Origin of the sequence: Nocardia sp. No.11, assembly GCF_038752175.1 — a bacterium.
Lineage (GTDB): Bacteria > Actinomycetota > Actinomycetes > Mycobacteriales > Mycobacteriaceae > Nocardia > Nocardia canadensis.
On sequence record NZ_JBCGFB010000017.1, the window covers coordinates 36215 to 60975 of the forward strand.

Genomic DNA, 24761 nt, shown 5'->3' on the forward strand with positions numbered 1-24761 from the left:
CGGGCCCGCCGCACGGTCAGGGCAGCACGTTGGGGATGATCTGGGGCGCCTGCTGGGCGACCAACGTGCCCAGGTAGGCGCCGGCGTAATAGCCGGCGTAGGTGCCGACCACCCCACCGACGATGCCGCCTGCGACCGCGCCGACCGGGACGCCGAGTCCCGCGGTGGGGACCGCCAGCGGGGTGGCCAGCGCCGCTCCGCCCGCCGCGCCGAGGCCGGCGCCGGCGATGCCGCCGATCACCTGACCGGCCGTCGAGCCGAGGAAGGTGGCGTTCTCGATCGGGCTGGCGATCGGCGCCGCCGTGGCGATCGGCCGGGTATCGGCGACCGGGTGCGCGGTGGCGAACTCGGCGGTGTCGCGCTGGTTCGCGCCGAGCGCGAGTTCGTCGCCGACTGGGGAAACCGACTGCGCGACAGCGTGTTCTTCGAGGGGCGCGACGGCGGCCACGGCTTGGACCGGCTCGGGCCGCGGTGCCGCGAATTCCGGCAGATCAGGGGTGTGCGAGACAGTCTGCACCTGCGCGGCCTGCGCCGCGCCGGGCCCGATGCCGAAGGCGATCGCCGCGGGCAGCGCCACCGCCACGGGAAGTCCGCGCAGGGCCGTGCCCCGCTTGCTCACTGCTCGATGCCGTCCAGCCACCTCGATGTCCTTCCCGAGTCCACAGTCGTCACAGGGCAGATCGCGGTCGGCGGAGCGCGCGCTACCGGGATGTGAGTCGCTTCTCTCACCCCGGGCGGCGGCTATGGCCCGACCGGGCTGCGGCGACGGGCGGCTGTTTCGGTGCCGGAGATCCGGGCATGGCCTGGTCAGAAACCACCGGAAAGCAGCGGCGGGCCGCCGAGCGAGCGGATGCCGCGCCGCTGACGCGCTGCTCGCCAGGAGACGGTCCTCGTCAACAGGAAGGCTTCGATGATGGGAAACGCCGGACCACAGCAGGGGGCTTCCGGGCCCGCTATTCCTCCCGAGTACACCCGGCCGGCGACTCCTCCGGACGAGGACCCGGACCACCCCTGCACCGAGCCGGGACCGGCGGCCGACCAGGAGGGGCCCGCGCTGCGCGGACCGACCGGCGTGCCGATCCCCGGCCCCGCCGACCTGCGCGCCCAGCACGGCGGCGCCCTGACCACCGCTCAGGGCCTGCGCGTCGCCGATACCGACCACGCCCTCAAAGCGGGCCCGCGCGGACCGGTGTTGCTGCAGGACATCCACCTGCGGGAGAAGATCACCCACTTCGATCACGAACGCATCCCCGAACGGGTCGTGCACGCCCGTGGTGTCGGCGCGCACGGGGTGTTCGTGGCCAACGGCGCCGCCGCGTCGCTCACCCGCGCCCGGTTCCTCGCCGCCGACGTGCGCACCCCGGTATTCGTCCGGTTCTCCACGGTGCTCGGTTCGCGCGGGTCGGCCGATACCGTGCGCGACACCCGCGGTTTCGCGGTGAAGTTCTACACCGACGAAGGGGTCTACGACCTGGTCGGCAACAACATTCCGGTGTTCTTCATCCAGGAGGCGATCAAGTTTCCCGATGTCATCCACGCCGGAAAACCCCAGCCGGACCGGGAGATTCCGCAGGCGCAATCCGCGCACGACACCTTCTGGGATTTCGTCACCCTGCACACCGAGGCGACCGCGCACACCTTCTGGAACATGTCCGATCGGGCGCTGCCGCGCTCACTGCGGATGATGGAGGGCTTCGGAATCCACACCTTCCGGCTGGTCGCCGCCGACGGCACGACCAGCCTGGTGAAGTTCCACTGGAAGCCACGCCTGGGCGTGCACTCCATGCTGTGGGAGGAAACCCAGCTGACGGCCGGATTCGATCCCGACTTCCATCGCCGGGACCTGGCCGACGCCATCGCGGCGGGAGCGGCCCCCGAATGGGATTTCGGGGTGCAGGTCTTCCCCGACACCCCCGATCACCTCTTCGACGGCATCGATCTGCTGGACCCGACCAAGATCGTGCCGGAGGAGCTCGCGCCGGTGCAGGTGATCGGGACGCTGCGGCTCACCGCGAATCCGGTGAACTTCTTCGCCGAGACCGAACAGGTCGCGTTCTGCCCCAGTCATCTGGTGCCCGGCATCGAGGTCACCGACGACCCGCTGCTGCAAGGCCGGTTGTTCTCCTACCTCGACACCCAGATCAGCAGGCTCGGCGGGCCGAATTTCGCCCAGCTGCCGATCAACACCCCGCATACCGCGGTCGACGACATGTTCCGCGACGGCATGCACCAGACCGCCGTGCACCCCGGCATCGCGCCGTACAAACCGAATTCGCTCGGCGGTGGCTGTCCGTACGCGGCGACTCTCGCCGACCGGGCCTACACCGAGACGCCGACGCCGATCCCGCCGCCGGCCGCCGAGCTGCGGACCTCGGCGACGAGCGCCGGGGCGGTCTCCTTCGCCGACCACTACTCGCAGCCGCGGATGTTCTATCGCAGTCTCACCCCGGGCGAACAACAGCACCTGGCCGACGCCTTCGCCTTCGAGCTCGGAAAATGCACGTCGACGGCCATCCAGCGGCGCGGCCTGCAGATGCTGGTCGACGTCGACGACGAGCTGGGCGGCTACGTCGCTGCGCAGCTCGGGCTCGACACTCCGGCGCCGGATGTCGACGACCGGGTCGAGCTCGACCCGAGTCCGGCACTGTCGCAGCGACGCGGCGCGTTCCCGGTCGACGGCCGCACCGTCGCGGTGCTGGTGGACGACACGGCTTCCGCGGCGGCGCTCGAAGAGGTCCGCGCCACGCTCACCCAGGCCGGGATCCGGCCGTTCGTGGTCGCCGCGCACGGCGGCGAGATCGACGGTGTGCCGGTGGCGCGCACGTTCGCGACGATGCGATCGGTGGAGTTCGACGGTGTCGTCGCGCTGGCGGGTCCCGACGACGACCGGGTCGACCTGCTCATCGAGGAGATGTGGCGGCACGGCAAGGCGATCGCCGCCGTCGGGACCGCCGCATCGATCCTGGAGCGCACCGGCGTCGACCCCGACGCCCCTGGTGTGACCGTGGCCGAGGCGGTCCCGGCCATCGAGGCACTGCTGACCGACCTGGGCGAACACCGAGCGTGGACGCGGATCGATCCGCCGGCATTCCCACGCTGACCACCGCGCAGGAGGTGCGCACGATGGACCACACCACCGCCCCGCTGCTGGCCGCCGTCGCCGAGTACCACGGGCTGGGCCGCTACGGATTCACCCCGCCGGGGCATCGGCAAGGACGCGGAGTGGACGACCGGGTGCTGGCCGCGCTCGGCGTCGACGCCTTCCACAGCGACATCCTCGCCGCCCCGGGGCTCGACGATCGGCTGGCCAGGCACCACGTGCTGGCCGAGGCCGAGGAGCTCATGGCCGACGCGGTCGGCGCCGACGCCGCCTTCTTCTCCACCTGTGGGAGTTCGCTGTCGGTGAAGGCGGCCATGATGGCCGTGGCGGGCGGCCACGACGGCGGCCTGCTGGTGGCCAGAGACAGCCACAAATCCGTGGTCGCCGGGCTGATCTTCTCCGGGGTGCAACCGCACTGGATCACCCCGCGCTGGGATGCCGAGCGACACCTGTCGCATCCGCCCTCGCCCGAGCAGGTCGAGCAGGCCTGGCGGGCGCATCCGGACGCGGCGGGCGCGGTGATCGTCAGTCCCAGCCCCTACGGCACCTGTGCCGACATCCGGGGGATCGCCCGGGTGTGCCACGCGCGCGGAAAGCCGCTGATCGTCGACGAGGCCTGGGGCGCGCACCTGCCGTTCCATCCGGACCTCCCCACGTGGGCGATGGACGTCGGCGCCGATGTGTGCGTGGTGAGTGTGCACAAGATGGGCATGGGATTCGAGCAGGGATCGGTGTTCCATCTGCAAGGCGACCTGATCGACCCGGTGCGACTGCGCGGCTGCGCCGACCTGCTGATGACCACCAGCCCCAATGTGCTGATCTACGCCGCGCTGGACGGATGGCGAAGGCAGATGGTCGAATTCGGCCACGACCTGCTCGACCGGGCCCTGAGCTCGGCCCGCCGGGTGCGCGCCGAGCTCGCCGAGATCAGCGGGCTCACCGTCATGCACGACGAGCTGCTCGGCGTCGAGGCCTCGCACGACCTGGACCTGTTGCAGGTCCTCGTCGACGTCGCGGGCACCGGCGCGAGCGGCTACGCGGCCGCGGACTGGTTGCGCGAGCATCGCCGGATCGACCTCGGCCTCAGCGATCACCGGCGGGTCCTGGCGACGCTGTCCTCGGCGGACGACGCCGCGACGGTCGACGCCCTCGTCGACGCGCTCGCCCTGTGGCGGGCCGGGCTGAACCACCCCGAACCGCCGCGGATCCGGCTGCCCTCACCCGAGGAGTTGCAGCTGGAGACGGTCATGCTGCCGCGCGACGCCTTCTTCGCACCGGCCGAATCCGTGCCCGCCGAGCGGGCCGTAGGCCGGATCGCGGCCGAGCAGCTCACCCCGTATCCGCCGGGCATTCCCGCCGTCGTCCCGGGGGAGCGACTCGGCGAGGCCGTCATCGACTATTTGCGCACCGGCATCGAGGCGGGCTTGAACCTGCCCGATGCCGCCGACCCGCGGCTGCGCACGATCCGGGTGGTCCGGGCCGGCTCAGAGCTACCGTGCGGCCGGTGGCAGGTCACGCCACGGCGGTCAGCTCCGCGATGAGCGCGTCGATCCGCTCGCGGACGGCGTCGCGGATCGGGCACACCGCCTCACCGCCCTTGCCCGCGGGATCGTCGAGCTGCCAGGCGCGGTAGTCGACGCCGCGGAAGGGCAGTGGCGGCTGGGATCTGCCGCGACCGGGTGCTCGCGTCGGCTATCGGCAGGCTGCGGGCTCGCAGGCGTCGGCGGCGTCCACGGCGGCGCGGCGCTCGAGCAGGACGGTATCGCGCCACACCCCGTCGAGGGTCGCGATGCGTTCGCGCACCCCGACCGTGCGGAATCCGGCCGAATGATGCAGCGCGATCGCGGCCCGATTCTCCGGGAAGGCCGACGTCTGCAGCATCCACAGGCCCTCGTTGTCGGCCGCGATCACCTGCCGGTGCAGCAGTGATTTCCCGACGCCACGGCCGCGCGCGGCCACGGCGACGTAGACGGAGGTCTCGGCGACTCCGGCGAAGCCGCCGTGGCTCGATACCGGCGCGAGCGCGGCCCAGCCGACCACCTCGCCGTCGAGCTCGGCGACCCAGCGGTGCGCGGGAAGCCAGGTGGCGTCGAGGTATTCGCGAGTCGGAACCTCGGTGGCGAAGGTGGCGTCGCGGGTGGCGATGCCCTCGCCGTAGATGCGGAGCACGACGTCCCAGTCGGCGTCGGTCATCGCGCGCACGGTGACGTCGGTGGGTAGATCGGTCGGGCAGCACGGACGCGGGGTGAGCACGCCCATGACGGCGTCGGCGGCGTGCGGGAGGCCGGTGCAGCAGGCGGGATTGACGGTGACGACGGTGGATGTGCCGTGCTTGTGCACCCGGACGAACCCGACGTCGGCCAGCTTGCGGACGTGGTGGGAGACGGTCGGCTGGGAGATCCCGAGCGCTTCGGTCAGCTCGCCGACGGTGATCCCCTCGGGCCGGGTGGCGACCAGGTGCAGCAGCCGGACGCGGGTGGGTTCGGCCAGGCAGGAGAACCAGGCGGCGTAGGTGGTCGCGTCGTCGATCGACAGGGCGTCGACGCGCGGCGCGGCGGAGTCGCGGACGGAGGGCATGTCCAGGGACGTCATGCCTCCGATTATATCGACGTAGATCGATGGTTGCATCCATCGACATTCGTCGATACAGTTTGGTCATTAGATCGATGGGTGTCGATGAATGGAGTCTGTGATGACCGAACTGCCTGTTGTCGTCGTCGGAGCCGGCCCGGTGGGGCTAGCGGCAGCCGCGGAACTGCGCGAACGCGGCCTCGAACCGATCGTGTTCGAACGTGGTCCCCGCGCCGGTGCCGCGGTCGCGCAGTGGAATCACGTGCGCTTGTTCTCCCGCTGGGCAGAGCTGATCGCCCCCGCGGGTCGCCGTCTCCTCGATGGCACCGGCTGGGTGGCTCCGGCCGACGCGGACTACCCGACCGGCCAGGACTGGGCGCACGCCTACCTCGAGCCGCTGGCCGAGGCCCTGGGCGAGGCGGTGCGCTACGACACCGAGGTCGTCGGCGTCGCCCGCCGCGGCCGCGACCGGGTCGTGGACTCCGGTCGCGACACCGAACCGCTGTCGGTGCACCTGCGCCGCGCCGACGGCACCGAGGACCGGATCCTCGCCCGCGCGGTCATCGACGCCTCCGGCACCTGGACCGCGCCGAATCCGCTCGGCGGAGAAGGACTTCCCGCCCTGGGCGAGCGCGACAGCGACGCCCTCACCTACCGGGTGCCCGACGTGGAGGCCGAGCGGGCGCGCTATCGCGGCAAGCACACCGTGATCGCCGGAAGCGGGCACTCCGCCCTGACCGCGATCGTGGCCTTGGCGCCACTGGCGAACGAGCCCGGCACCCGGCTGACCTGGGTACTGCGCCGGGGTCGGACCGAGGCCACCTTCGGCGGCGGCGAGGCCGACGAGCTGCCCGCCCGGGGCGCGCTCGGCCTGCGCGCCAAGCGGGCCGTCGAGGACGGACTGCTCACCGTGGTGACCGGATTCCGCACCGCCGCGGTGGAAACGGGGCCCGACGGGCGCACCGCGCTCGTCGCCGACGACGGCCGCCGGATCGACGGCGTCGACACCGTGATCGCGCTGACCGGCTTCCGTCCCGACCTGTCCTGGCTCTCGGAGGTCCGCCTCGACCTGGACCCCGTGCTGCAGGCCCCGGTCCGGCTGGCGCCGCTGATCGACCCGAACGTGCACTCCTGCGGCACCGTCTACCCGCACGGCGTCGCCGAGCTGACCCATCCCGAATCCGGGGTGTACCTGGTGGGCATGAAGAGCTACGGCCGCGCGCCGACGTTCCTGGCGATGACCGGCTACGAGCAGGTCCGGTCCATCGCCGCCGAACTCGCCGGTGACCACGAATCCGCCGCCCGTGTCGAGCTGACCCTGCCCGACACCGGTGTGTGCGGCGGGGCCGGTGTCTTCGACGACCCCGCCGGCGCGAGTTCCGGCGGTTGCTGCGCGCCCGCGCCCGAAGTGTTCACGCTCACGGTCGGGTCGCTCTCGCGCTGACCGCCCGTGTCGTCCACTGTGACGGCCACGCGGACCGGACCGGCTGCGGCCGGTGCCGGTCTGCGGCGGCGCGTGCTGATCACGTTGTGCCTCACCGAGATCACCAGCTGGGGCATCCTCTACTACGCGTTCCCGGTGCTGTCGGTGTCGATCTCGGCCGACACCGGATGGTCGCTGCCGATGCTCACCGCGGCGTTCTCGCTGAGCCAGCTCGCCGCGGCCCTGACCGGCATCCCGGTCGGGCGCGTCCTGGACCGCGTCGGGCCACGGTCGGTCATGACCGCGGGATCGGTCCTGGCCGTGCCCGCGCTGGTCGTGGTGGCCCTGGCCCCGAATCCGCCGGTGTTCTTCCTCGGCTGGCTCGCGGCCGGGGTCGCGATGGGCGCGGTGCTGTACCCGCCCGCGTTCGCGGCGCTGACCCGCTGGTTCGGGACCGAGCACGTCAAGGCCCTGATGATCCTGACGCTGGCGGGCGGTCTGGCCAGCACGGTGTTCGCGCCACTGACCGCCGTCCTGGTCGAGCGCACCGACTGGCGTGCCACCTATCTCGTCCTCGCGGTGGTGCTGACGGTCGTCACCGTGCCCGGTCATCTGTTCGGGCTCACCGGCGCCTGGCCACCGGCGCCCGCACCAGCGACCCGGCACGACGACGACCACCGCGCGATCGCCCGCAGCCCCGCGTTCCTGGCCTTGGTCACCGCCCTGAGCCTGGGCGCGTTCGCGGCGTTCGCCGCCGTGTTCAACCTGGTCCCGCTGCTCATCGAGCGCGGATTCTCCCCGGCGGCGGCCGCGCTGACGCTCGGCCTCGGCGGTATCGGACAGGTCCTGGGCCGGCTCGGCTACCTCCCGCTGATGACCCGCACCACCCCGGCCGTCCGGATCGTCGGCGCGTTCGCCGTCACCGCGCTCGCCACCGCGCTGTTGGGTTGGGTGACAACGGTCTTCGCGCTGGTCGCGGTCTCGGTCGGCGCGGGCCTGATCCGCGGGATCATGACCCTGGTGCAGGCCACCGCGATCACCGACCGCTGGGGCGCCACCCACTACGGCCGCCTCAACGGCCTGCTGTCGGCCCCCGTGGTGATCGTGATGGCCACCGCGCCGTTCGCCGGAACCGCCCTGATGAGCTGGACCGGCACCTGGTCGGGCACCTACCTCGTCCTCGCCGCGATCGCGGCACTCGCCGCGCTGATCGCCGTCGGCAGTGTCCCCCGGACCCGCCGATTCCTGAGCGGGGTCGGCTGATCCCCGCTGGAACCGCTGTCCGGTCGCGGACCGTTGTCGACTTCGGCCGACAGATGGATCACCCCGTCGCGATGGTGCCGACCATCGGGCCGGGGCGGACCACCGGCGGTCGGTGTTCCCAGGTCCCGTCGGATCGGCACTGCTCGGGCTGCTGCTCCACGGTGGGCGGCGGGACACCACGGGGCACGCCACGCTGATCCGCGCGGTGTCCCGCGGCGCGACGTAGGTGGTGACTATGACCGTTTGCCGGGGCACCGCCGCGTCGCACACCACGTTTCGACCGCACCCGGTAGGTGTCGTCGGTGTCGTTGCGGCAGGTGAACCCGTCGCAGGCGACCCCGGGCGCGAGGTCGGCCGCGCCGCGTGCGGCGCGGCCGGTACGAGATGCGCGATGCCTGCGGCGACGGCCAGCAGTCCGGCGCGCTGCGCGGTGAGTTTCCTGTCGGGAGGCAAGAGGGGTATCGCCGCCGTCACGGTGACGCATCATTGCGGCGGCGGCTTTTCGCGTCATCCGCCGCCGCCGGGGGAGTGCCCTAGGCTGTGGACGCCGAGATCGCGTCCCAGTCAGAGGAGGCTCGAAGCTATGCCCAAGTACATGTGGCGGGTCAGCTATCTGCAAGACGGGGCCAATGGCCTACTCGCACAGGGCGGTAGCGCTCGCCGGGCGGCCATCACCGAGATGGTCCAGAGCGTGGGCGGGCACGTGGAGGCCTGCTATTTCGCGTTCGGCGACGACGATCTGTTCGTGATCGGTGACGTCCCGGACGAGGTCGCCGCCGCGGCGCTCGCGATGCGCACGGCGGCCGCGGGCGCGGCCGTGTCGCACACCGTCGGCCTGCTCACTCCCGAGCAGATCGACGCCGCCGCGGCGCTGGATGTCACCTACCGGCCGCCGGAGTAATCAGCCGAGCGCGGGTTTCCAGCCCAGTTCGGGCGCGATCAGCGTCACCGTGTCGTGCAGGATCTGCTCGTAGTCCGCGCGGTGGAACTCGTACGGCAGCTCCAGCCGCAGCTCGCTGGTCCGCGCGAGGACCGGATCGGCCCGCAACCGCTCGAGGATCTGCTCGGCGGTCCCGACGACATCGGGGGCATAGAGCACCCGCCGCTCACCCTGCGGTCCGAGGGTGCGTTCGTGGCGGCTCGCGGCATAGGTCCGGTAGCGCTCGCGGGTCGCGCGATCGGCGCTGTCGAACGGGACGAGCACCCGCCCCACGGCGACTCGCGCCGGTCGCGCCGGATCGATCCGCTCGCGGTAATCGCTGATCAGGCCCAGCTGGGCGGTCGCGAAGTCGTCGCTGCGGTCACCGAAGACGATATTGCCGCTGAGCAGATTCAGCCCGCTCTGCGCCGCCCAGCGCACCGACCGGGTGCTGCCACCGCCGTACCAGACGCGGTCGGCGAGGCCGGGACTGTGCGGCTGGAGCCGCGGCCGCTGGGTGGTGCCCGGCGAGTGGATGACGGTGTCGGCGTCGCCGAGGTAGTGGCCGCGCAGGTTCTCGACCAGCCGGGCCACCCGGCCGTAGGACAGGTCGAAGGCGCGCCAGTCGCCGTCGAAGACCAGATCGCCGATCAGCTCGGCGTGCGGTGGGGTCCCCGCGCTGAACCCCGGCTGTAGGCGGCCCTTGGACAGCACATCGGCCAGCGACAGATCCTCGGCCAGCCGGAACGGGCTCTCGTACCCGATCGGGATGACCGCGGTGCCCAGCTCCACCCGGCTGGTGCGCTGCGCGGCGGCGGCCAGGAAGACCGCCGCCGATCCCACTCCGTGCTCGAGATGCCGCTGCCGGACCCACGCGCCGTCGAACCCGAGGCGCTCGCCGTACTCGAACAGTCGCAGCGTGTCCTCGAGACCGGTGTACGGATCGTCGTCGAGGTAGTTGCCCGGGGACAGGAAGGCCAGCGAGCTGATCCGCGGCGAGCTCATCCCCGGCGCTCGAAGGGGATCTGCTCGCCCGCCTCGACGGCGATCGGCAGCCGGTTCGCCGCCGGCGGCAGCGGGCAGGTCGCCAGATCGGTGTAGGCGCACGGCAGATTCACCGCGCGGTTGAAGTCGAGCACCACGGTCCCGTCGGCCGCCGGCATCGGCACCTCCACCACCGGATTCGCCGCGTAGGTGGTCACCCCGGAGGTCTCGTCGGTGAACAGCACCGACAGATCCTCGGGGTTCTTGCCGGGAAACGCGGTCAGCCGCAACGCCGGACCGACGATCTCGAACTCGACCTGTCCCGGTGCGTCGTAGACGTGCTCGAGCCCCTCCACCGACGCGCCGACCGTCGTCGGGCGCGGTTCGTCGAAGCGCACGTACTTCCCGGTCACCACCCACTCGCGGTCCGGGGCGAACGCGGACCGGCCACGCACCACCTCGCCGTCGACGCTCAGCTCTTCGCCCTCGTCGAGCACGACCACCACCCCGTCGTCCCCGGTCGACCAACTGCCGGGCGCGTCATCGAACCGCTCCGGCGTCTCGGTCTCCGGCGCTGCCTGCGTAGCCATGTCATCGATGGAATCCGACGCGTCGTCCGATCGACAGGATTCCACTCAGCCCGAACGCAATGGGGTTCTCCAGGGGGAGGCGCGATCCGATCGGACCACGCCTGGCAACTGTCTGAGATAATCAGTCGAAATCGGGGTCCAAATACTCGATGGTCGGGGAGGGCTCCGAGGGGACGCTCACGTAGGCGGAAGTATGCTGGCTCTTATCAGGCTATTCGGGCGGCACCATCCCGGCCACCGACTGTCTGAGTCAATTGTCGACAAGTCGGGCTCGAACCGTTGACTCGGGGTCGATCACGGGTCTATCGTTCCTACTCATGCGTAGTAATACTTCTACGCTCGAGTAGGAAATGGATTGGAACCCGCGATGGCAACAATTGCTTCCTTGCGTGAGTGGCTGGCGATACCCCCACTCACGCCCGCGGAGGACTACGGCTTCTTCGGTCCGGACTCGGTCGCGTGGCGCGTCTGGAGTTACCCGACCAGCCTGACGGTCGGCTTCCAGCGGGCGGTGGTGATCGAGGAGCTGGACCCGGCGCTGGTGGCCTCGGTCGACGCCACCCACGCGATCTACGACCGGCCGCGGACCCGCTACGACCGCACGCTGCGGTACTTCGCCATGGTGATGTTCGCCGACAGCCGCTCGACCGCGCACGCGGCCGACATCCTGGTGAAGATCCACTCCAAGGGGATCGGCGTCGACCCCGTCACCAAGCGGTCCTACGACGCGAACGACCCGCAGTCGCAGCTGTGGATTCACCTGACGGCCTGGCATTCCATCCTCGTCGCGTACGAGAAGTACGGTCCCGGCCGGCTCAGCGAGGCCGACGAGCTGCAGTACTGGGCGGAATGCGCGCGGGCGGCCGAACTCCAGACCTGCGACCCGGCGGACGTGCCCCGTACCAGGGCCGGGATCAGCGAGTACTTCGAGCAGATGCGTCCACAGCTGATCGGGTCCGACATCGCTCGCAAGGCGATGCGGCACCTGCTACAGGCGGAGGTGATGATGCCGGAGATCCCGCTGCTGCTCCGGCCGATGTTCAAGATCGTGTACGCGTTCCTGCGCCGGGGCACCCTGGCCACCATGCCGCGATGGATGCGCGAGATGGCCGGATTGCCGAAGGGCAGGCTGCTCGACGCGCTCGTCACGACGCCGATGAGCGTCGCCTTCACGCTGGTGAGTCTCAACGCGCGCTTGCAGATTCAGCTGCTGCGCCTGATCTCGCCGATGTCGGTCCCGGTGGCCGGTCCGGTGCTGCTGAAGATTCCGCCCGTGAGCGCGACCACGATGACGCCGCGGCAAGCGCAGCAGCGCTACGGCTACGACATTCCCGCCCACGCCCATCAGGCGCTGCGGGACAAGCAGCGCGCCCGGGTCTTCGGTCGCGGGGAAGCCCCGGACGATCAGGGGCTGATCGAGTCCCAGGCCGTGCTCGGCGAGATTTCCTGAGAGGTGGGGTGATGATCAAAGAACTGCTGGGCTATCGAATCAGCCTGCGCCAGCTCATCTTCCTCGGCATCGCCTTCGGTGTGCCGTACTTGCTGATCGGGCTGTTCTGGCTGGGCGCCCACCACGAGCACCTCGACGATCTGCACGGCGTCGACAAGCTGTTCTCGGCGATCGGCGAGATCATCGCCTGGCCGCCGCTGCTGATCTCCGATATCGAGCTACGGTGACGCGGCCTGGTCGGGCGGGGTCGGCGCGTTCCCGGCCTGCCACGCGGAGACCACCGATCCGCCGGCCGGGATGATCCGGGTTCCCTTGTCGTCCTTGGGCAAGGTCCGGGTCAGCGCCCGCACCGTGGGCCGAAGTGTTTCGGGCGTAGCGAGATCCGGATTCGACAACACCAGTCGGCCCAGGGATTCGATGAATCCGAGCATGATTCGGCCGGCCAGTTCGACGTCGACGTCCCTGGGGCCACCTCGCCGCGCGATCCCCGTCTCGAGCAGTTGGGCGCAGCGCGCGACGACCTTCTCCCTGGCGCCGGCGAGCAGGCCGCGATAGGAGGCGGGGGCGCCGTCGGCGGGCATGAGGATCAACCGCCAGCGCACCGGATCGTCCTGGACCGCGGTGAGGAAGGCGATGACGGCCTGCTCGTACTCCACGTCCGGGTCGGAATCGTCGAAATCGGCGGGCAGTGCCTCGAGGACCTGCGCGATGCCCCGGGTGTGTTCGCGTCGCAGCAGCGCGTCGAGCAGTTGGGGCGCGGTGGGATAGATCGCGTACAGCACGGGTTTGGCGACACCGGCTTGCTTGGCCACCGATTGCATCGTGAGCTCGGACAACCCGTCCCGGCCCGCGACCGCGAGGGCCGCGTCGAGCAGTTGCTCACGGCGTTGCTCCGGCGGTAGTCGGGGGCCGTTGCGGCGCCGCGGCCGGGCCGGTCGCGGTGGGGCGATCCGCCAGACGCCGTCGGTGTCCTCTTCGATGCTCATCAAGAAATGATCCCCCAAAGCTCTGGTGCCGCGTCATCGGCGCTGTTAGTGTCCACATATCTACTCTAGCGTAGTAATTAATATCTACGGATACGTAGAAAAGAGTGAACCCATCGTGCAGCAGTCGTCGACCAGGATTTCTGGTGAATTCCATGCCGGGGCAACAGCTCCACCCGGGGGCGGTGATGCCCGCGATCAGGTCATCGCCTTCGGGCTGACCTACTGGCGCGAACACCCGCAGCGAGCTGTCGAGACGGCCGGGCGTCAGGTCCTGATGACCGGCCGGGCCCTCGCCGAACTGGTCCGCGCCCTGGTCACCCGGCGGTTCCCGACCACGGAATTCGTCAAGCAGTGCGCGTTCATGGCCAGTGTGTCGGCGTCACCGACCCTGCTGGTCGCCATCCCCATCGCGGTGGTGGTGTCGATCCAGGTGGGCTCGCTGGTCAGTCAGGTCGGGGCGACCACCTTCATCGGCGCGGTCAACGGGCTGGGGATCATCCGCCAGGGCGCACCGCTGGTGACCTCGCTGATGATCGCCGGCGCGGTGGGGTCGGCGATCTGCGCGGATCTGGGTTCGCGCACCATCCGGGAGGAGATCGACGCCATGACCGTGATGGGGGTCGATCCGGTCCGGCGCCTGGTCGTCCCGCGCCTGGCCGCGGCGGTCGTGGTCAGCACCCTGCTGTGCGGGCTGGTCGTGTTCGTCGGCTTCGCGACCGGCTACGTGTTCAACGTCTACATCCAGGACGGCACGCCGGGCTCCTACATCGGCACCTTCGCCTCGTTCGCGGTGGCCGCCGATCTGGTCGTCGCCATGGTCAAGGCCACGGTCTTCGGCGCGCTGGCGGCGATCATCGCCTGTGACACCGGACTGCACACCCGGGGCGGACCGGCGGGCGTGGCCGACGCGGTGAACTCCGCGGTCGTCAACTCCGCGATCGTGCTGTTCGCGGCCAACATCATCCTCACCCAGCTCTACAACGCCGTTTTCCCGTCGAAGGTGCTCTGAGATGGCCTCCGAATACGTGCCACCGGTGTTGCGTCCGGTGCGCCGGCTGCGCGCGGCCGCCACCGTGCCCGCCAGGGTTCCGGTGCGGCTGGGTCATCAGGGACTGGTGTTCCTGCAGGCGGTCGCGGCGATTCCCTTCGTGCTCAAGCACTATCGCAAGGAATTGCTGCGGCTGATCACCGACGTGAGCTTCGGCAACGGCTCCTTGATCGTCGGCGGCGGAGTGATCGGCGTCGTGGTCATCCTCTGCGGTTTCGGCGGGATCACCGTCGGCATGGAATCGCACACCGCGCTGAACCTGCTCACCATGAGTCCGCTCACCGGCGCGATCTCCGGATTCGCCACCACGCGGGAACTGGCGCCGCTGCTGGCGACCTTGGCGTTCGGCGCCCAGGCCGGCTGCCGATTCACCGCGCAACTGGGCTCGATGCGGATCTCCGAGGAGATCGACGCCCTGGAGTCGATCGCCATCAGGCCGCTGCCCTACCTGATCACCACGCGCATGCTGGCGGCCGTCGTCGCGATCGTGCCGCTCTACACCGCGGGCCTGGCCATCGCCTACATCGCGACACGATTCACCGTGGCCTTCCTCGGCGGGACGACGCTGGGGACCTACGATCACTACTTCCACCAGTTCCTCGACCCGGTGGACGTGGCCTACTCGATCCTCAAGATCGTGGTCTTCGCCGCCGTGGCGACCTTCATCCAGTGCTACTACGGCTATACCGCGGCGGGCGGACCCGAAGGGGTCGGCGTCGCGTCCGGCCGCGCCATCCGCATGACCATCGTCACGGTCGTGTTCGTCAATCTGCTGTTCTCCCTGTCGATCTGGGGGATCGACCCGGGCATCAGGATCACGGGATAGGCATCGACCATGATCATCGACCCCAGCGGCCGTGGCCCGAGCGCCCGGCGACTCGGCCTGCTCGGCGGGCTCATCGCCGTGCTCATCGCCACCGTCGTCTATCTGCTCGGACTGCGCTACAACGGCGCGTTCCTCGACACCGTCGAAGTGACGGCTCGCATGACCAGCACCGGCGACGGCGTGCCCGAGCGCTCCGACGTCACCTTCCGCGGCGTGCTGGTCGGCCAGGTCGCCCGCACCGACATCGCGGCCAGAGGCGAACGCCAGAACGTGCTGCTGCGCATCGAACCGGCCATGGCCCAGCGCATTCCCGCCACGGTCACCGCCAGGGTGGTGCCGAACAACATCTTCGGCGTCACGGCGGTCGAACTCATCGGCAACGGCGCTTCGCCGGATCGATTGCGCGACGGCGCCACCATCGCGCAGGACACCAGCGAGGTGGGCGCCCAACTCCAGACGACCTTGACCACCCTGCGCACCGTCCTCGACGCCATCGATCCGATTCGGCTGGCGACCGTCCTCGGCACGCTGGCCGACGCCCTCGACCCGACCTACCGCATGCCCGGCTCCACCATCGAACGGCTCGACACCTGGACCACGCAGGTCCGGGCGACCCCGGGGATCGGCGATCTGCTCGGTGACCTCGGCGCCGCGGCGTCGGCGGTCAACGAGTCGGCGCCGCAGCTGGTGGACACGCTCGTCTCCTCGGTGACCGCGGCGCGCACACTCACCGAGAAGCGCGCGAACCTCATCTCGCTGCTGACCGCCGCGCGTGGCGTGGTCGGCGTCACCAACACCCTGTTCGAGCGCAATCCGGGCGCGGGCCCGGAACTCGTCGGCGGGTTGCACGAGACATTCGGCGCGCTGGCCGCCGACTCCGGCGCGATCGGGGCCGCGGCCGCCAACCTCAATGTCGCGCTGCGCAATCTGGCGACGGTCTTCAACTGGGGACCCGACAAACAGATGCGCTGGGTCGTCGACGTGAGCTTCACCCCCTTCACCCAGTACACCGCCGCGGACTGTCCCCGCTACGGCGACCTCGCCGGGCCCCGCTGTGGCGGCTCGACGGTGCCGTATACCGCTCCGGAGCAGCACATTCCGACGCAGCTGCTGCCGCGCCGGCTGGAAGCGGCGGGCCCGCCGCCCGTCGTCCCCGGTCTCCCGGCGATTCCCGGCCTGCCCGCGCTCCCGGGTCTGCCCGCGATTCCCGGCCCGACACCGATCGAGGCCGGCCCCGGACCGGCCGCCGCCCCGGCGTCGACTCCGGCGTCCCTGCACGGCATCGAGGCCATCGAGGCGCTCGTCGGGCGAACGCCGAACGCCGCGCAACTGGTGCTGCTCGCGCCGGTCCTGGCCGACGGGGCCGTGCACGTCACCTACGCCAACGCCCAGCCCCGGGGGAATTGACATGATGAAAACCCGCACCGCGGTGCTGATCCTGGCCTTGTTCATCGGCGTGGCGCTGGTGGCCAGTTACACCATCTTCTCGACCTTGCAGCGCGGCGTCAGCGGCGACACCGTCCGCTACACCGCGACGTTCGGCAATGTCCTGGGCTTGCGCGTGGGCGACGACGTCCGCATGGCCGGAATTCGCGTGGGCCGGGTGGATGCCATCGAACTCGACGCCGATCGGCGCGCCTCGGTGGTGCTGCGCGTGCAGTCGCGCCAGCAACTCACCACGACCACCAAGGCGCTGATCCGCTATCAGAACCTCATCGGGCAGCGATATGTCGCGCTGGCCGCCGGCGATCGTGGCGGTGACCGGTTGCCCGCGGAGGGCACCATTCCCTACGAGCGCACCGAGTCGTCCTTCGATGTGTCCACGGTGCTGGCGGGCTTCGAGCCACTGTTCGCCACCCTCGAGCCCGACGACATCAACTCGTTGTCGCACACGCTGGTCCAAGCCCTCCAGGGCGACGGCGTCTCGCTGAGCGCGCTGGTGACCCAGGCCGCGCAACTGGCCGCCACCTTCCGCGACCGGGACGAGATCCTCGGCCAGGTGATCACCAATCTCGGTGGTGTGGTGGAGGGTCTGGCCCACCGCAGCGGCGAGCTGGAAACGCTGATCACCCAGACCCGCACGCTGACCGTCGACCTCTACGAGCAGGGCACGACGCTGGCGGGCGCGGTCGAACAGGCCTCGGGCTCGACCAGGCAGCTCGCCGATCTCATCGCCCGGATCAGACCCGGACTCGCGCAGGCCCAGCAGTCCGCGAACGAGGGTGTGCGGCTGCTGATCGGCAACGGCGCTCGGCTGGACCTCACCGCGGCCGAATTGCCGTTCGTGCTGGCCGGTCTCGCCCGGATCAGCGGCAACGGCGCCTACATCAATTCCTATGTCTGCAGTCTGGATGTCTCGCTGTGGGGTGTGCTGCTGCCGCCCGGGATGTTCAACCAGATCGGTGGCAATTCCCATTCGGAGGTATGCCGGTAATGACGTCCACCCGACCGAGTCAGCGCCGCGGAACGCTGCTGCCCATCGCGCGGCGACTGTGGCAGGCGATACCGAGCTATTCGAGCAATCGTCACTGGTGGCTCGGCCTGAGTGCCGGGGCGGCGGTGGTGTTACTGCTGTTCGGTTCGAGCGCGCTCACCGAGTTCGATCTCGGCAACCGGACCGTGCACGCCGAATTCGCCCAGACCGCCGGGCTGCGTACCGGCGACAGCGTCGATATCGCCGGCATCGAAGTCGGCACCGTGAAGTCGACGCGCCTGGCGGGCGACCGGATCGAGGCCGCGCTCTCGATCGACAACGGTATCCGGGTCGGCGACGACGCCAGGGCCGCGATCAAGATGTCGACGATCCTGGGCCGGATGCACGTCGAACTCGATCCCGGCGCGCCCTCCTCGCCCGAGAGCAAGCGCATCCCGTTGAACCGGACCGAAGTTCCCTACAACCTGGCCAAGGTCGTCAACGACGACAAATACACCCACGCGTTCGAGCACCTCGAACGCGTCGACCCCGTGGCATTGCGGGCGTCGCTGGACGCGCTCGCTCGGCAGATGGGTGACTCACCGCAATTGACCGCGGCGGCATTGGATTCGGTGGGCTCGCTGGCCCAGGTGATCAGCGATCGGCGCGACGAGGTCGAGCAGTTGCTGCGCAATATCGACAAGGTCTCGAGCGTGGTGTCCGACAATCAGAACGCCGTCCTGCTGCTGCTGACACGTGGTCAGGCCATCGGCGACGCGGTCGCCCGACGGCAAGCCCTGGTCACCCAGCTGCTCGACAGCATCGCCGCGGTCTCCGCGGACCTGCAGGCGATGGGCATCGAGAACAGGGGACAGCTCGCGCCGCTGATCGCCGATCTCAACACCATGTCGGCGGGGCTGCAGAACAACAAAGCCAATCTGGACAACCTGTTCCAGATCATGCCGGTCACCCTTCGCCAGTTCAACAACACCCTCGGCAACGGCCCGTACGGGGAGATCTATCTGCCCTGGATGTTCCCCGACAACTGGCTGTGTGCCGTCCACGCTGTGGAAGGGTGCCGCTGATGCGCACGACATTCGTCCGCCTGGCCGTGCTGGCCGCTGTCGCCGCGTTGTTGTCGGGGTGCTCGGCACTGCCGCAGAGCCTGACCTCGCTGCCGGACCGGTTGCTGGGCAAGGAGAAGACCATCACGGCGGATTTCGAGAACGTCGCCGGCCTGTATGTCGGCAACGAAGTCTCCGTTCTCGGGATGCCCGTGGGCCGGGTGACGGAGCTGGTCCCGCGAGGGCAGTACGTGCAGGTGCACATGGTCGTCGATCCCGAGGTCGACCTGCCCGCCGACGTGATCGCGGCGCTGGTCTCGCCACAGATGATCACCAACCGCCACATCGAACTCACCCCCGCCTACACCGGCGGCCCCACTCTGGCCGACGGCAGCCACATCCCCTTCGCCCGGACCCGGACGCCCGTCGAGCTGGACCGCATTCTGCGCAACTTCGACGACATCGGAAAGGCGCTGGCGGGCAACAACTCCGACGGCCCGATGGCCAGCCGGGTGCTGTTTCCGCTACTCGACGGCAACGGTGACCGCATCCGGGAGACCCTGGACGCCCTCTCCGGCGCCTTCGAAGTGACCCTGGCCAACAAGGACCAGATCGCCAACGCGATCGTGCGGCTCAACGATGTCACCCAGATCCTCGCCGACAACGACGCGACGGTCCGGGACTTCAGCGCCCGGCTCACCCAGCTGGTCACCCTGATGCGCGAGCAATCCCCGGGATTGCAGGCCGTGCTCACCCAGATCAACGACTTCGTCGCCAACACCAGCGCCGTCGTCGGCGAGAACAAGCAACCGCTGACCGACGCGCTGCTGCGACTGATCACGATCACCGCGCAGATGCGCGATCACGCCCGCGGGCTCACCGAGATCGTCGATATCGCCCCGCTGTTCCTCGACAACCTCGGCAACGCGGTGAGTCCGGAGAATCGGGCCGTCCGCCTTCATCTGCTGACCGACAAGAGCCTGCTCGACAACGAATTGCTCGCGCTGTTCTGCCAGCGAGTCGAGCTCCGGGCCGACGGCTGCCGGACCGGCAAACTGCAGGACTTCGGGCCCGACTTCGGACTGTTCGCCGCCCTGTTGGGACTGACCCGATGAGGCGACACCTTTCCCGCGCGGTAGTCCTGGGGCTGGCGGCGTGCGTGGTCGCCGGGTGCGCGGTCACCGTCGACTCCATGCCGTTGCCCGAGCCCGGCCTCGACGGCCCCACCTACACCGTGCGCGCGCTGTTCGACAACGCGCTGAACCTGCCCGATCGCGCGCACGTGAAAACCGGCGGCACCGACATCGGCGTCGTCACCGGCCTGGACACCACCGACTTCGTCGCCACCGTCGAGCTCGAGATCCGCGGGGACGTCCGGCTGCCGCGCGGGTCACGCGCCGAGCTGCGGCAACCGACACCGCTCGGCGACATCTACGTCGCCATCGTGCTGCCCGAACTTCGTTCCGGCACACCTATGCTGGTCGACGGCGACGTCATCGACAGGGACCACACTGCGGCGGGCGCCTCGGTCGAGGAACTGATGATGTCGCTGTCGATGCTGCTCAACGGTGGTGCGCTCAGCCAGGTGGCCCGGATCACCAGCGAATCGAACTCGATCTTCGCCGGCCGCGGGCCCCAGCTCGCGCATCTGCTCACCGAACTGACCGCGACGCTCACCGCGCTCAACGCCCGCACCGGTCAGATCGACGCCGTGCTGCACGGTCTGGACTCGCTCAGCGCCACCCTCAACCAGCGCCGGGCCGAGCTGGGCCAGGCCGCGGACACCTTCCCGCCGCTGATCTCGGTGCTCACCGAGAACAACCGCGCCATCACCGATCTCACCACCGAGGTCTCGACCGCCCTCGGCGCACTGGGCGAGTTCACCGCCACCAGCAGCGCGGACTTCGTCGGCCTCTTCGACAGCGTGCAGGCTCTGATGACCGGCTTCACCCAGATGGGCGACAACCTGGCGGGCGCGCTGGACCAGCTGCACGCGTTGCATCCCGCACTGCTGGCCACCACCGAGGGCACGAGCCTCGCGGTCGCGGCGACGATCTCCTACCTCAGTGTCGGCGCCCTGACCGACCCGAACGGGAGCAGGCTGCCCGACGGATCGGACCCCGGCGCCTTCGTCGGCAGTCTCGCCGAGGTCCTCGCGCGGGTACTCGGCCGGTTGCAGGGCGGTGGGCGATGACCGAATATCCCCGGGGCAGTGTCCGATACACGCTCGCGCTGGTGGTCACCTTCGGCATCTGGGCGCTCGGCGTGGCACTCGAGGTCGCCGCCGAATTCCTGCTCCGGGCCGCGAGCTGGGGCAAGCGGCACGTCAACGGCGTCGCGGCCGTGGGACTGGTGGCGACCCTGCTGGTCAGCGGCGGCTACCTGCTGCTCGACGTCATCCGGATCGATCCGTTGCGTGACACCTTCACCGTCCGGGTGGAACTGGCGGGCTCCGGTGGCCTGCTCGCGCATTCCGATGTCACCTTCCGGGGGGTGCGCGTCGGGACGGTGCGGTCCCTGGAGCTGTCGGAGACCGGGGTCGTCGCCGTCGCCGAGATCGATGCCGCCTACCGCGTCCCCGCGGGCGGCGCGGTGGTCGTCGCTCGATTGTCGGCCGCGGGGGAGCAGTACCTCGATATCCGGCCAGATACCGACGACGCCCCGTATCTGGCCGACGGCGCCGTCGTCGAGCTCGCCCGGACCGCCACGCCGGTCACCATCAACGAGTTCCTCACCAACACCGGCGATTTCATCGGCGGGCTGAATCCACAGCGATTGAACGTCATCGTCGCCGAGCTCGACAAGGCGCTCGCCGGCGGGCCGGACCAGTTGCGCACCGTGATCAGCGGGATCAGCCAGGCCATGGTGGGGATGACGGAACTGCTTCCGCAGACCCGCAACCTCGTCGAGAAGCTGTCGGTCATCGCGGAGACGACCTCGCACGCCCAGCCGGACCTGCGCATTCTCGTCGAGGGTTCGGGCGTGCTGTTCGGGCAGTTCGCCGCCGCCGACCAGGAACTGCGGCGGATACTCGACCTCGGCCCCGGACAGCTGGCGACGCTGGGCGGCGTGATCGCCGAGACCACCGACCCGATCACGAATCTGGTGACCAACCTCCGCGCGATCACCCAGGCGGCCCGGCTGCGCACACCGGCGCTGTCGGCGCTGTTTCCCGCCTTGCGCTCGGGCACCGCGCTGCTCGGAGTACCGGCGCACGACAACGCTTTCCACACGATGGTGGACATCTGGCCGCGCCCGTTCTGCGAGTACGACACCATCCCGGTCTCACCCGCCACCGTCTCCGACGGCAGCGTGCGGCTCTACAACTACTGCGTCATCAACGATCCCGCGCAGCAGATCCGCGGGTCGGCCAACGCGCCACGGCCCACGACCCCCGACAACACCGCCGGACCGCCGCCGGGCGTCACCGGCGACGAACGTTCCGTGCCGCTGCCCGGCCGCTGACCCCCTGCTACCGAGAGGAACCCCATGACCGACACCGAGGATTCCGCAGTCACCGCGCCGGAGACGCCGGAGGAGGCCGGCCCCGCGGCAGTGTCGTCGGCCCGTCGGCCGCGCACCACCGCGATCGTGGTCGCCCTGGCGATCGCCCTGGGCATCGGGGGCTGCGCCGCCGGTGGCTACTTCGGCTGGCAGAACCACCGTGCCGGGGAACTCGAGCGATCCCGCACCGACGCGCGGGCCGCCGCCTGCGCGTACGGCTCGGTGCTGTCGACCTACGACGCCACCGACCTCGACGCCTACTTCACCGCCGTGCTCGATCGGGCGACCGGTGCGTGGAAGCAGGAATTCGAGTCCACCAGCGCCGACCTGCGCGAGGTGCTGATCCAGGGCCAGGTGCAGTCGACGGCGGGCACCGTGGATTGCGCGATCGCCACCAGTGGCGCCGACACCGCCGAAGCGATCGTGGTCGTCGACCAGTCCATCGCCAGCGTCGGAACACAGCAGCAGCCCCGGCGCGGTCAGCTGTCGATCACTTTGTCGCTGACGAAATCCGGGGACCGATGGCTGACGAGCAAGGTGTCCTCGCCGTTGCTGCGCACCAACCCCTGAGACCTCTACTTACGCGACAAGGACTGCGCTGCACATGGTTTGGCTCGTTCTGCTCGGCTCCGCGCTCGGCGCTCTCGTGGTCGCCGCGGGAGCCGGACTCGCCGCTGTCGTCGTCGCGCAGCGCCGCGCCGCCCGCCTGCTCGGCACCGAGATCCCGCCGGTCGACGACCAGGCGATCCTGCTGATCGAGACCCGGCGTCCGACCTTCCGGATGACGGTCGAGCAGCACTTCCCCGCCCTGCCCTGGGAGGTGTGGTCCGCGCTCGAGGACGGCGCCTTCACCTGGATCCCGATGATCGAGGGGGTCACCTACCGCGACCAGCGGCGTGGTCCGGGCACCGTCCGCACGCTCGACGGCATCGTCTTCGCCGCCGCCGAGCAGGTCACCCGCCGCGATCCGCACACCCGGCTGAGCGTGGCCGGGATCAAGACCTCGATCCCGCTGCTGATCGAGTCCTACACCATGGATTTCGATCTCACCGAAACATCCGACGGCACAACGGTGATGCGGTGGACGATCGCCGGCCGACCGGCGATCTTCGCCTTCCTGCGGCTGAGCTGGACCGCGTTGTTCCTCCGCCCGTTCGTCCGGGTCGTGCTCGGGAGATGGGCGAACTACTACCGCTGAAGGACACATCGTGGAGCCGGTTCCGAACTATGCCGCCGGGGTCAGCCAGGAAATTCTCAACTACTTCGGCACCTGCGGCGCCTGTGGCTACCCGGCACAGGCCCACCTGGTCAGCGCTCTCGTCGACGGCCACATCGCGACCAGGGTCGTCGCCACCTGCGGCTTGCCCTGTGGGTGGCGCAGTGTGTGCGCCCGCACCACGATGACCTGACCGCCGGCCACGAGCGCGCTCAGCAGGTGCTTACCGCGGGCCTGCCGGCGAATCGGTCGGCCAGATACGTCAGGGCCGTCGGTAGTCCCACCATGGCCTCGGTGCCGTGCTCGCCGAACGAATGCTCGACCAGCTCCACCGCGATCCCGTCGGCGCAGTATTTCCCGGCCATCGCGCGCGCCGCGGCGACAGGTGCGAATTCGTCGGCGACCGCGTGGTAGATCAGCACCGGCGCGGTGGGTGCGCCCGGACGGAACAGAGGACTGGCCCGTCGCACCACCTCGCTCAACGCGGGGTTGTCCGTGATCGATCCCGGCCACGCTTCCAGCGTCGCCGCGTCGAGGAAGGGATACGCGACAGCGGCGTCGAGCAGGCAATCGGCCCGGCTCGCGGCCATCATCGCGCGACCGGCTTCATTGAGGTATCCGGCCACATCGGCGTCGGGATAGGACCGGTCCAGCCCCACCAGTCCGACCACCGCGCCCCCGCCCGCGATGCCACCGCTGAACCCGGCCATGGTGGCCTCCAGATCGGCGACGATCCCGCCCAGCGCCACCCCGGTCACCGGCAGCTCCGGGGCGTAGCCGCGCTGCTGCTGCGCGGCGATGGCGGTGGCCTGCGCCCCGCCGGAGTAGCCCCACATGCCGATCGGCGCCGCGGGGTCGACCGCCGCGGGCGCGAACGCTCTGGCCGCTCGGATACCGTCCAGCACGCCGTGGACATACCCTTCGGCGCCGAACAGATCGGAATCGGGCCCCTGATAGTCGGGCACGACCAGGGTCCACCCTTGTTGCAGGGCGAACCGGATCATGCCGGTCTCGGTATAGGCGTTGCTCGGGACGCCGTCGATCCCACCACGCAGTGCGTACGAGGGCGCGCAGCGCGCACCCACACCGTCCTCGGCGACCTGATAGGACAGCAGCGGCCGTGGTCCGGCGCCGGTCCATTCCCCGTGCGGCACAAGCACTGTCGCGACAAAAGCGCGGGGTGCCCCGTGGTTGTCGATCGTCTTGTACTGCACCTGCCACGCGTGCGCGGGTAGCGGCAGCAAGAACGACTTCGGCTCGACCACACGGGACGCGAGCACCGTTCCGTTGGGGAGGTCCGCGAGATCGGCGGGCTCGGCGTAGAACGAATCCTGGTGCGGCGGTGGCACTGCCGCGGCCCACCCCGCGCACGCCGTCGAAAGCGCGACCGCCATGCCGGCCACC

Annotated in this window: 24 protein-coding genes and 1 pseudogene; 18 read left to right on the plus strand and 7 right to left on the minus strand. The window is 70.0% G+C overall.

What is annotated here, in order from left to right; all coding sequences use genetic code 11:
- Positions 1–16: 16 nt before the first annotated feature.
- On the minus strand, positions 17–640 hold the full coding sequence (locus V8688_RS08195; RefSeq protein WP_342800525.1) for a hypothetical protein: 624 nt from the start codon (positions 638–640) through the stop codon (positions 17–19).
- 270 nt (positions 641–910) lie between these two features.
- On the opposite strand from V8688_RS08195, the gene V8688_RS08200 reads away from it, so the two are divergent.
- On the plus strand, positions 911–3100 hold the full coding sequence (locus tag V8688_RS08200; protein WP_342800526.1) for a catalase: 2190 nt from the start codon (positions 911–913) through the stop codon (positions 3098–3100).
- A gap of 23 nt (positions 3101–3123) precedes the next feature.
- A complete protein-coding gene (locus V8688_RS08205) occupies positions 3124–4641 on the plus strand; it encodes an ornithine decarboxylase (RefSeq protein ID WP_342800527.1) in 1518 nt (505 codons plus the stop codon).
- On the opposite strand, the pseudogene V8688_RS08210 reads toward V8688_RS08205, so the two are convergent.
- Positions 4613–4741, minus strand: a pseudogene (locus V8688_RS08210) (heat-shock protein HtpX); the annotation flags it as partial. The gene V8688_RS08205 and the pseudogene V8688_RS08210 overlap by 29 nt on opposite strands.
- A gap of 51 nt (positions 4742–4792) precedes the next feature.
- Complete coding sequence (locus V8688_RS08215; RefSeq protein ID WP_218717940.1) at positions 4793–5692, minus strand: metalloregulator ArsR/SmtB family transcription factor; 900 nt, start codon at positions 5690–5692, stop codon at positions 4793–4795.
- Positions 5693–5792: 100 nt separating this feature from the next.
- Between V8688_RS08215 and V8688_RS08220 the strand changes: the two genes are divergently transcribed.
- From V8688_RS08220 to V8688_RS08230, 3 genes are all read left to right on the plus strand, one after another.
- Positions 5793–7115, plus strand: coding sequence for an FAD-dependent oxidoreductase (locus V8688_RS08220; protein WP_342800528.1), 1323 nt, complete (start codon positions 5793–5795; stop codon positions 7113–7115).
- Between the two features lie 18 nt (positions 7116–7133).
- Positions 7134–8357 (plus strand): MFS transporter, encoded by a 1224-nt coding sequence (locus V8688_RS08225; RefSeq protein ID WP_342800529.1) that lies wholly within the window; start codon positions 7134–7136, stop codon positions 8355–8357.
- A gap of 583 nt (positions 8358–8940) precedes the next feature.
- Positions 8941–9258, plus strand: a complete 318-nt coding sequence (locus V8688_RS08230; protein ID WP_218717937.1) for a GYD domain-containing protein — start codon at positions 8941–8943, stop codon at positions 9256–9258.
- On the opposite strand, the gene V8688_RS08235 is transcribed toward V8688_RS08230, so the two are convergent.
- Both V8688_RS08235 and V8688_RS08240 read right to left on the minus strand, forming a co-directional pair.
- Positions 9259–10281, minus strand: coding sequence for an LLM class flavin-dependent oxidoreductase (locus V8688_RS08235; RefSeq protein ID WP_342800530.1), 1023 nt, complete (start codon positions 10279–10281; stop codon positions 9259–9261).
- Positions 10278–10850: a DUF1684 domain-containing protein gene (locus tag V8688_RS08240; RefSeq protein WP_342800531.1), complete on the minus strand. Its 573-nt coding sequence runs from the start codon at positions 10848–10850 to the stop codon at positions 10278–10280. Before V8688_RS08240 ends, V8688_RS08235 begins: the two co-directional genes overlap by 4 nt.
- 367 nt (positions 10851–11217) lie before the next feature.
- Here V8688_RS08240 and V8688_RS08245 point away from each other — a divergent pair, with 367 nt between their 5' ends.
- Together V8688_RS08245 and V8688_RS08250 are read left to right on the plus strand one after the other, a co-directional pair.
- Positions 11218–12300, plus strand: coding sequence for an oxygenase MpaB family protein (locus tag V8688_RS08245; protein ID WP_218717934.1), 1083 nt, complete (start codon positions 11218–11220; stop codon positions 12298–12300).
- An 11-nt stretch (positions 12301–12311) separates the two neighbouring features.
- Positions 12312–12527: a hypothetical protein gene (locus V8688_RS08250; protein WP_218717933.1), complete on the plus strand. Its 216-nt coding sequence runs from the start codon at positions 12312–12314 to the stop codon at positions 12525–12527.
- On the opposite strand, the gene V8688_RS08255 is transcribed toward V8688_RS08250, so the two are convergent.
- Positions 12519–13286 (minus strand): TetR/AcrR family transcriptional regulator, encoded by a 768-nt coding sequence (locus V8688_RS08255; RefSeq protein WP_218717932.1) that lies wholly within the window; start codon positions 13284–13286, stop codon positions 12519–12521. The genes V8688_RS08250 and V8688_RS08255 overlap by 9 nt on opposite strands.
- 202 nt (positions 13287–13488) lie before the next feature.
- Between V8688_RS08255 and V8688_RS08260 the strand changes: the two genes are divergently transcribed.
- The 11 genes from V8688_RS08260 to V8688_RS08310 are packed head-to-tail and all read left to right on the plus strand — an operon-like array spanning position 13489 to position 23550.
- On the plus strand, positions 13489–14295 hold the full coding sequence (locus tag V8688_RS08260; protein WP_342800548.1) for an ABC transporter permease: 807 nt from the start codon (positions 13489–13491) through the stop codon (positions 14293–14295).
- A gap of 1 nt (position 14296) precedes the next feature.
- Positions 14297–15160, plus strand: a complete 864-nt coding sequence (locus tag V8688_RS08265; RefSeq protein WP_218717931.1) for an ABC transporter permease — start codon at positions 14297–14299, stop codon at positions 15158–15160.
- 9 nt (positions 15161–15169) lie between these two features.
- Entirely contained in the window at positions 15170–16567 is a 1398-nt protein-coding gene (locus tag V8688_RS08270) for an MCE family protein (protein WP_342800532.1), read from the plus strand.
- A 1-nt stretch (position 16568) separates the two neighbouring features.
- Positions 16569–17594, plus strand: a complete 1026-nt coding sequence (locus tag V8688_RS08275) for an MlaD family protein (RefSeq protein ID WP_218717929.1) — start codon at positions 16569–16571, stop codon at positions 17592–17594.
- On the plus strand, positions 17594–18658 hold the full coding sequence (locus V8688_RS08280) for an MCE family protein (protein ID WP_342800533.1): 1065 nt from the start codon (positions 17594–17596) through the stop codon (positions 18656–18658). The genes V8688_RS08275 and V8688_RS08280 overlap by 1 nt, the downstream gene beginning before the upstream one ends.
- A complete protein-coding gene (locus V8688_RS08285; RefSeq protein WP_218717928.1) occupies positions 18658–19752 on the plus strand; it encodes an MCE family protein in 1095 nt (364 codons plus the stop codon). The genes V8688_RS08280 and V8688_RS08285 overlap by 1 nt, the downstream gene beginning before the upstream one ends.
- A complete protein-coding gene (locus V8688_RS08290) occupies positions 19749–20831 on the plus strand; it encodes an MCE family protein (RefSeq protein ID WP_342800534.1) in 1083 nt (360 codons plus the stop codon). Before V8688_RS08285 ends, V8688_RS08290 begins: the two co-directional genes overlap by 4 nt.
- Positions 20828–22102 (plus strand): MlaD family protein, encoded by a 1275-nt coding sequence (locus V8688_RS08295; RefSeq protein WP_342800535.1) that lies wholly within the window; start codon positions 20828–20830, stop codon positions 22100–22102. Before V8688_RS08290 ends, V8688_RS08295 begins: the two co-directional genes overlap by 4 nt.
- Positions 22103–22126: 24 nt before the next feature.
- The gene (locus V8688_RS08300; protein ID WP_342800536.1) at positions 22127–22711 is read left to right on the plus strand and encodes a hypothetical protein; all 585 of its coding nucleotides are present in this window, start codon (positions 22127–22129) and stop codon (positions 22709–22711) included.
- 34 nt (positions 22712–22745) lie between these two features.
- Positions 22746–23339 carry an SRPBCC family protein gene (locus tag V8688_RS08305; protein WP_342800537.1) on the plus strand — a complete coding sequence of 198 codons (594 nt, stop codon included), beginning with the start codon at positions 22746–22748 and terminating at the stop codon, positions 23337–23339.
- A gap of 10 nt (positions 23340–23349) precedes the next feature.
- Positions 23350–23550, plus strand: a complete 201-nt coding sequence (locus tag V8688_RS08310) for a hypothetical protein (protein ID WP_218717923.1) — start codon at positions 23350–23352, stop codon at positions 23548–23550.
- 19 nt (positions 23551–23569) lie between these two features.
- On the opposite strand, the gene V8688_RS08315 is transcribed toward V8688_RS08310, so the two are convergent.
- Positions 23570–24751, minus strand: a complete 1182-nt coding sequence (locus V8688_RS08315) for a lipase family protein (RefSeq protein WP_218717922.1) — start codon at positions 24749–24751, stop codon at positions 23570–23572.
- Between the last annotated feature and the right edge of the window lie 10 nt (positions 24752–24761).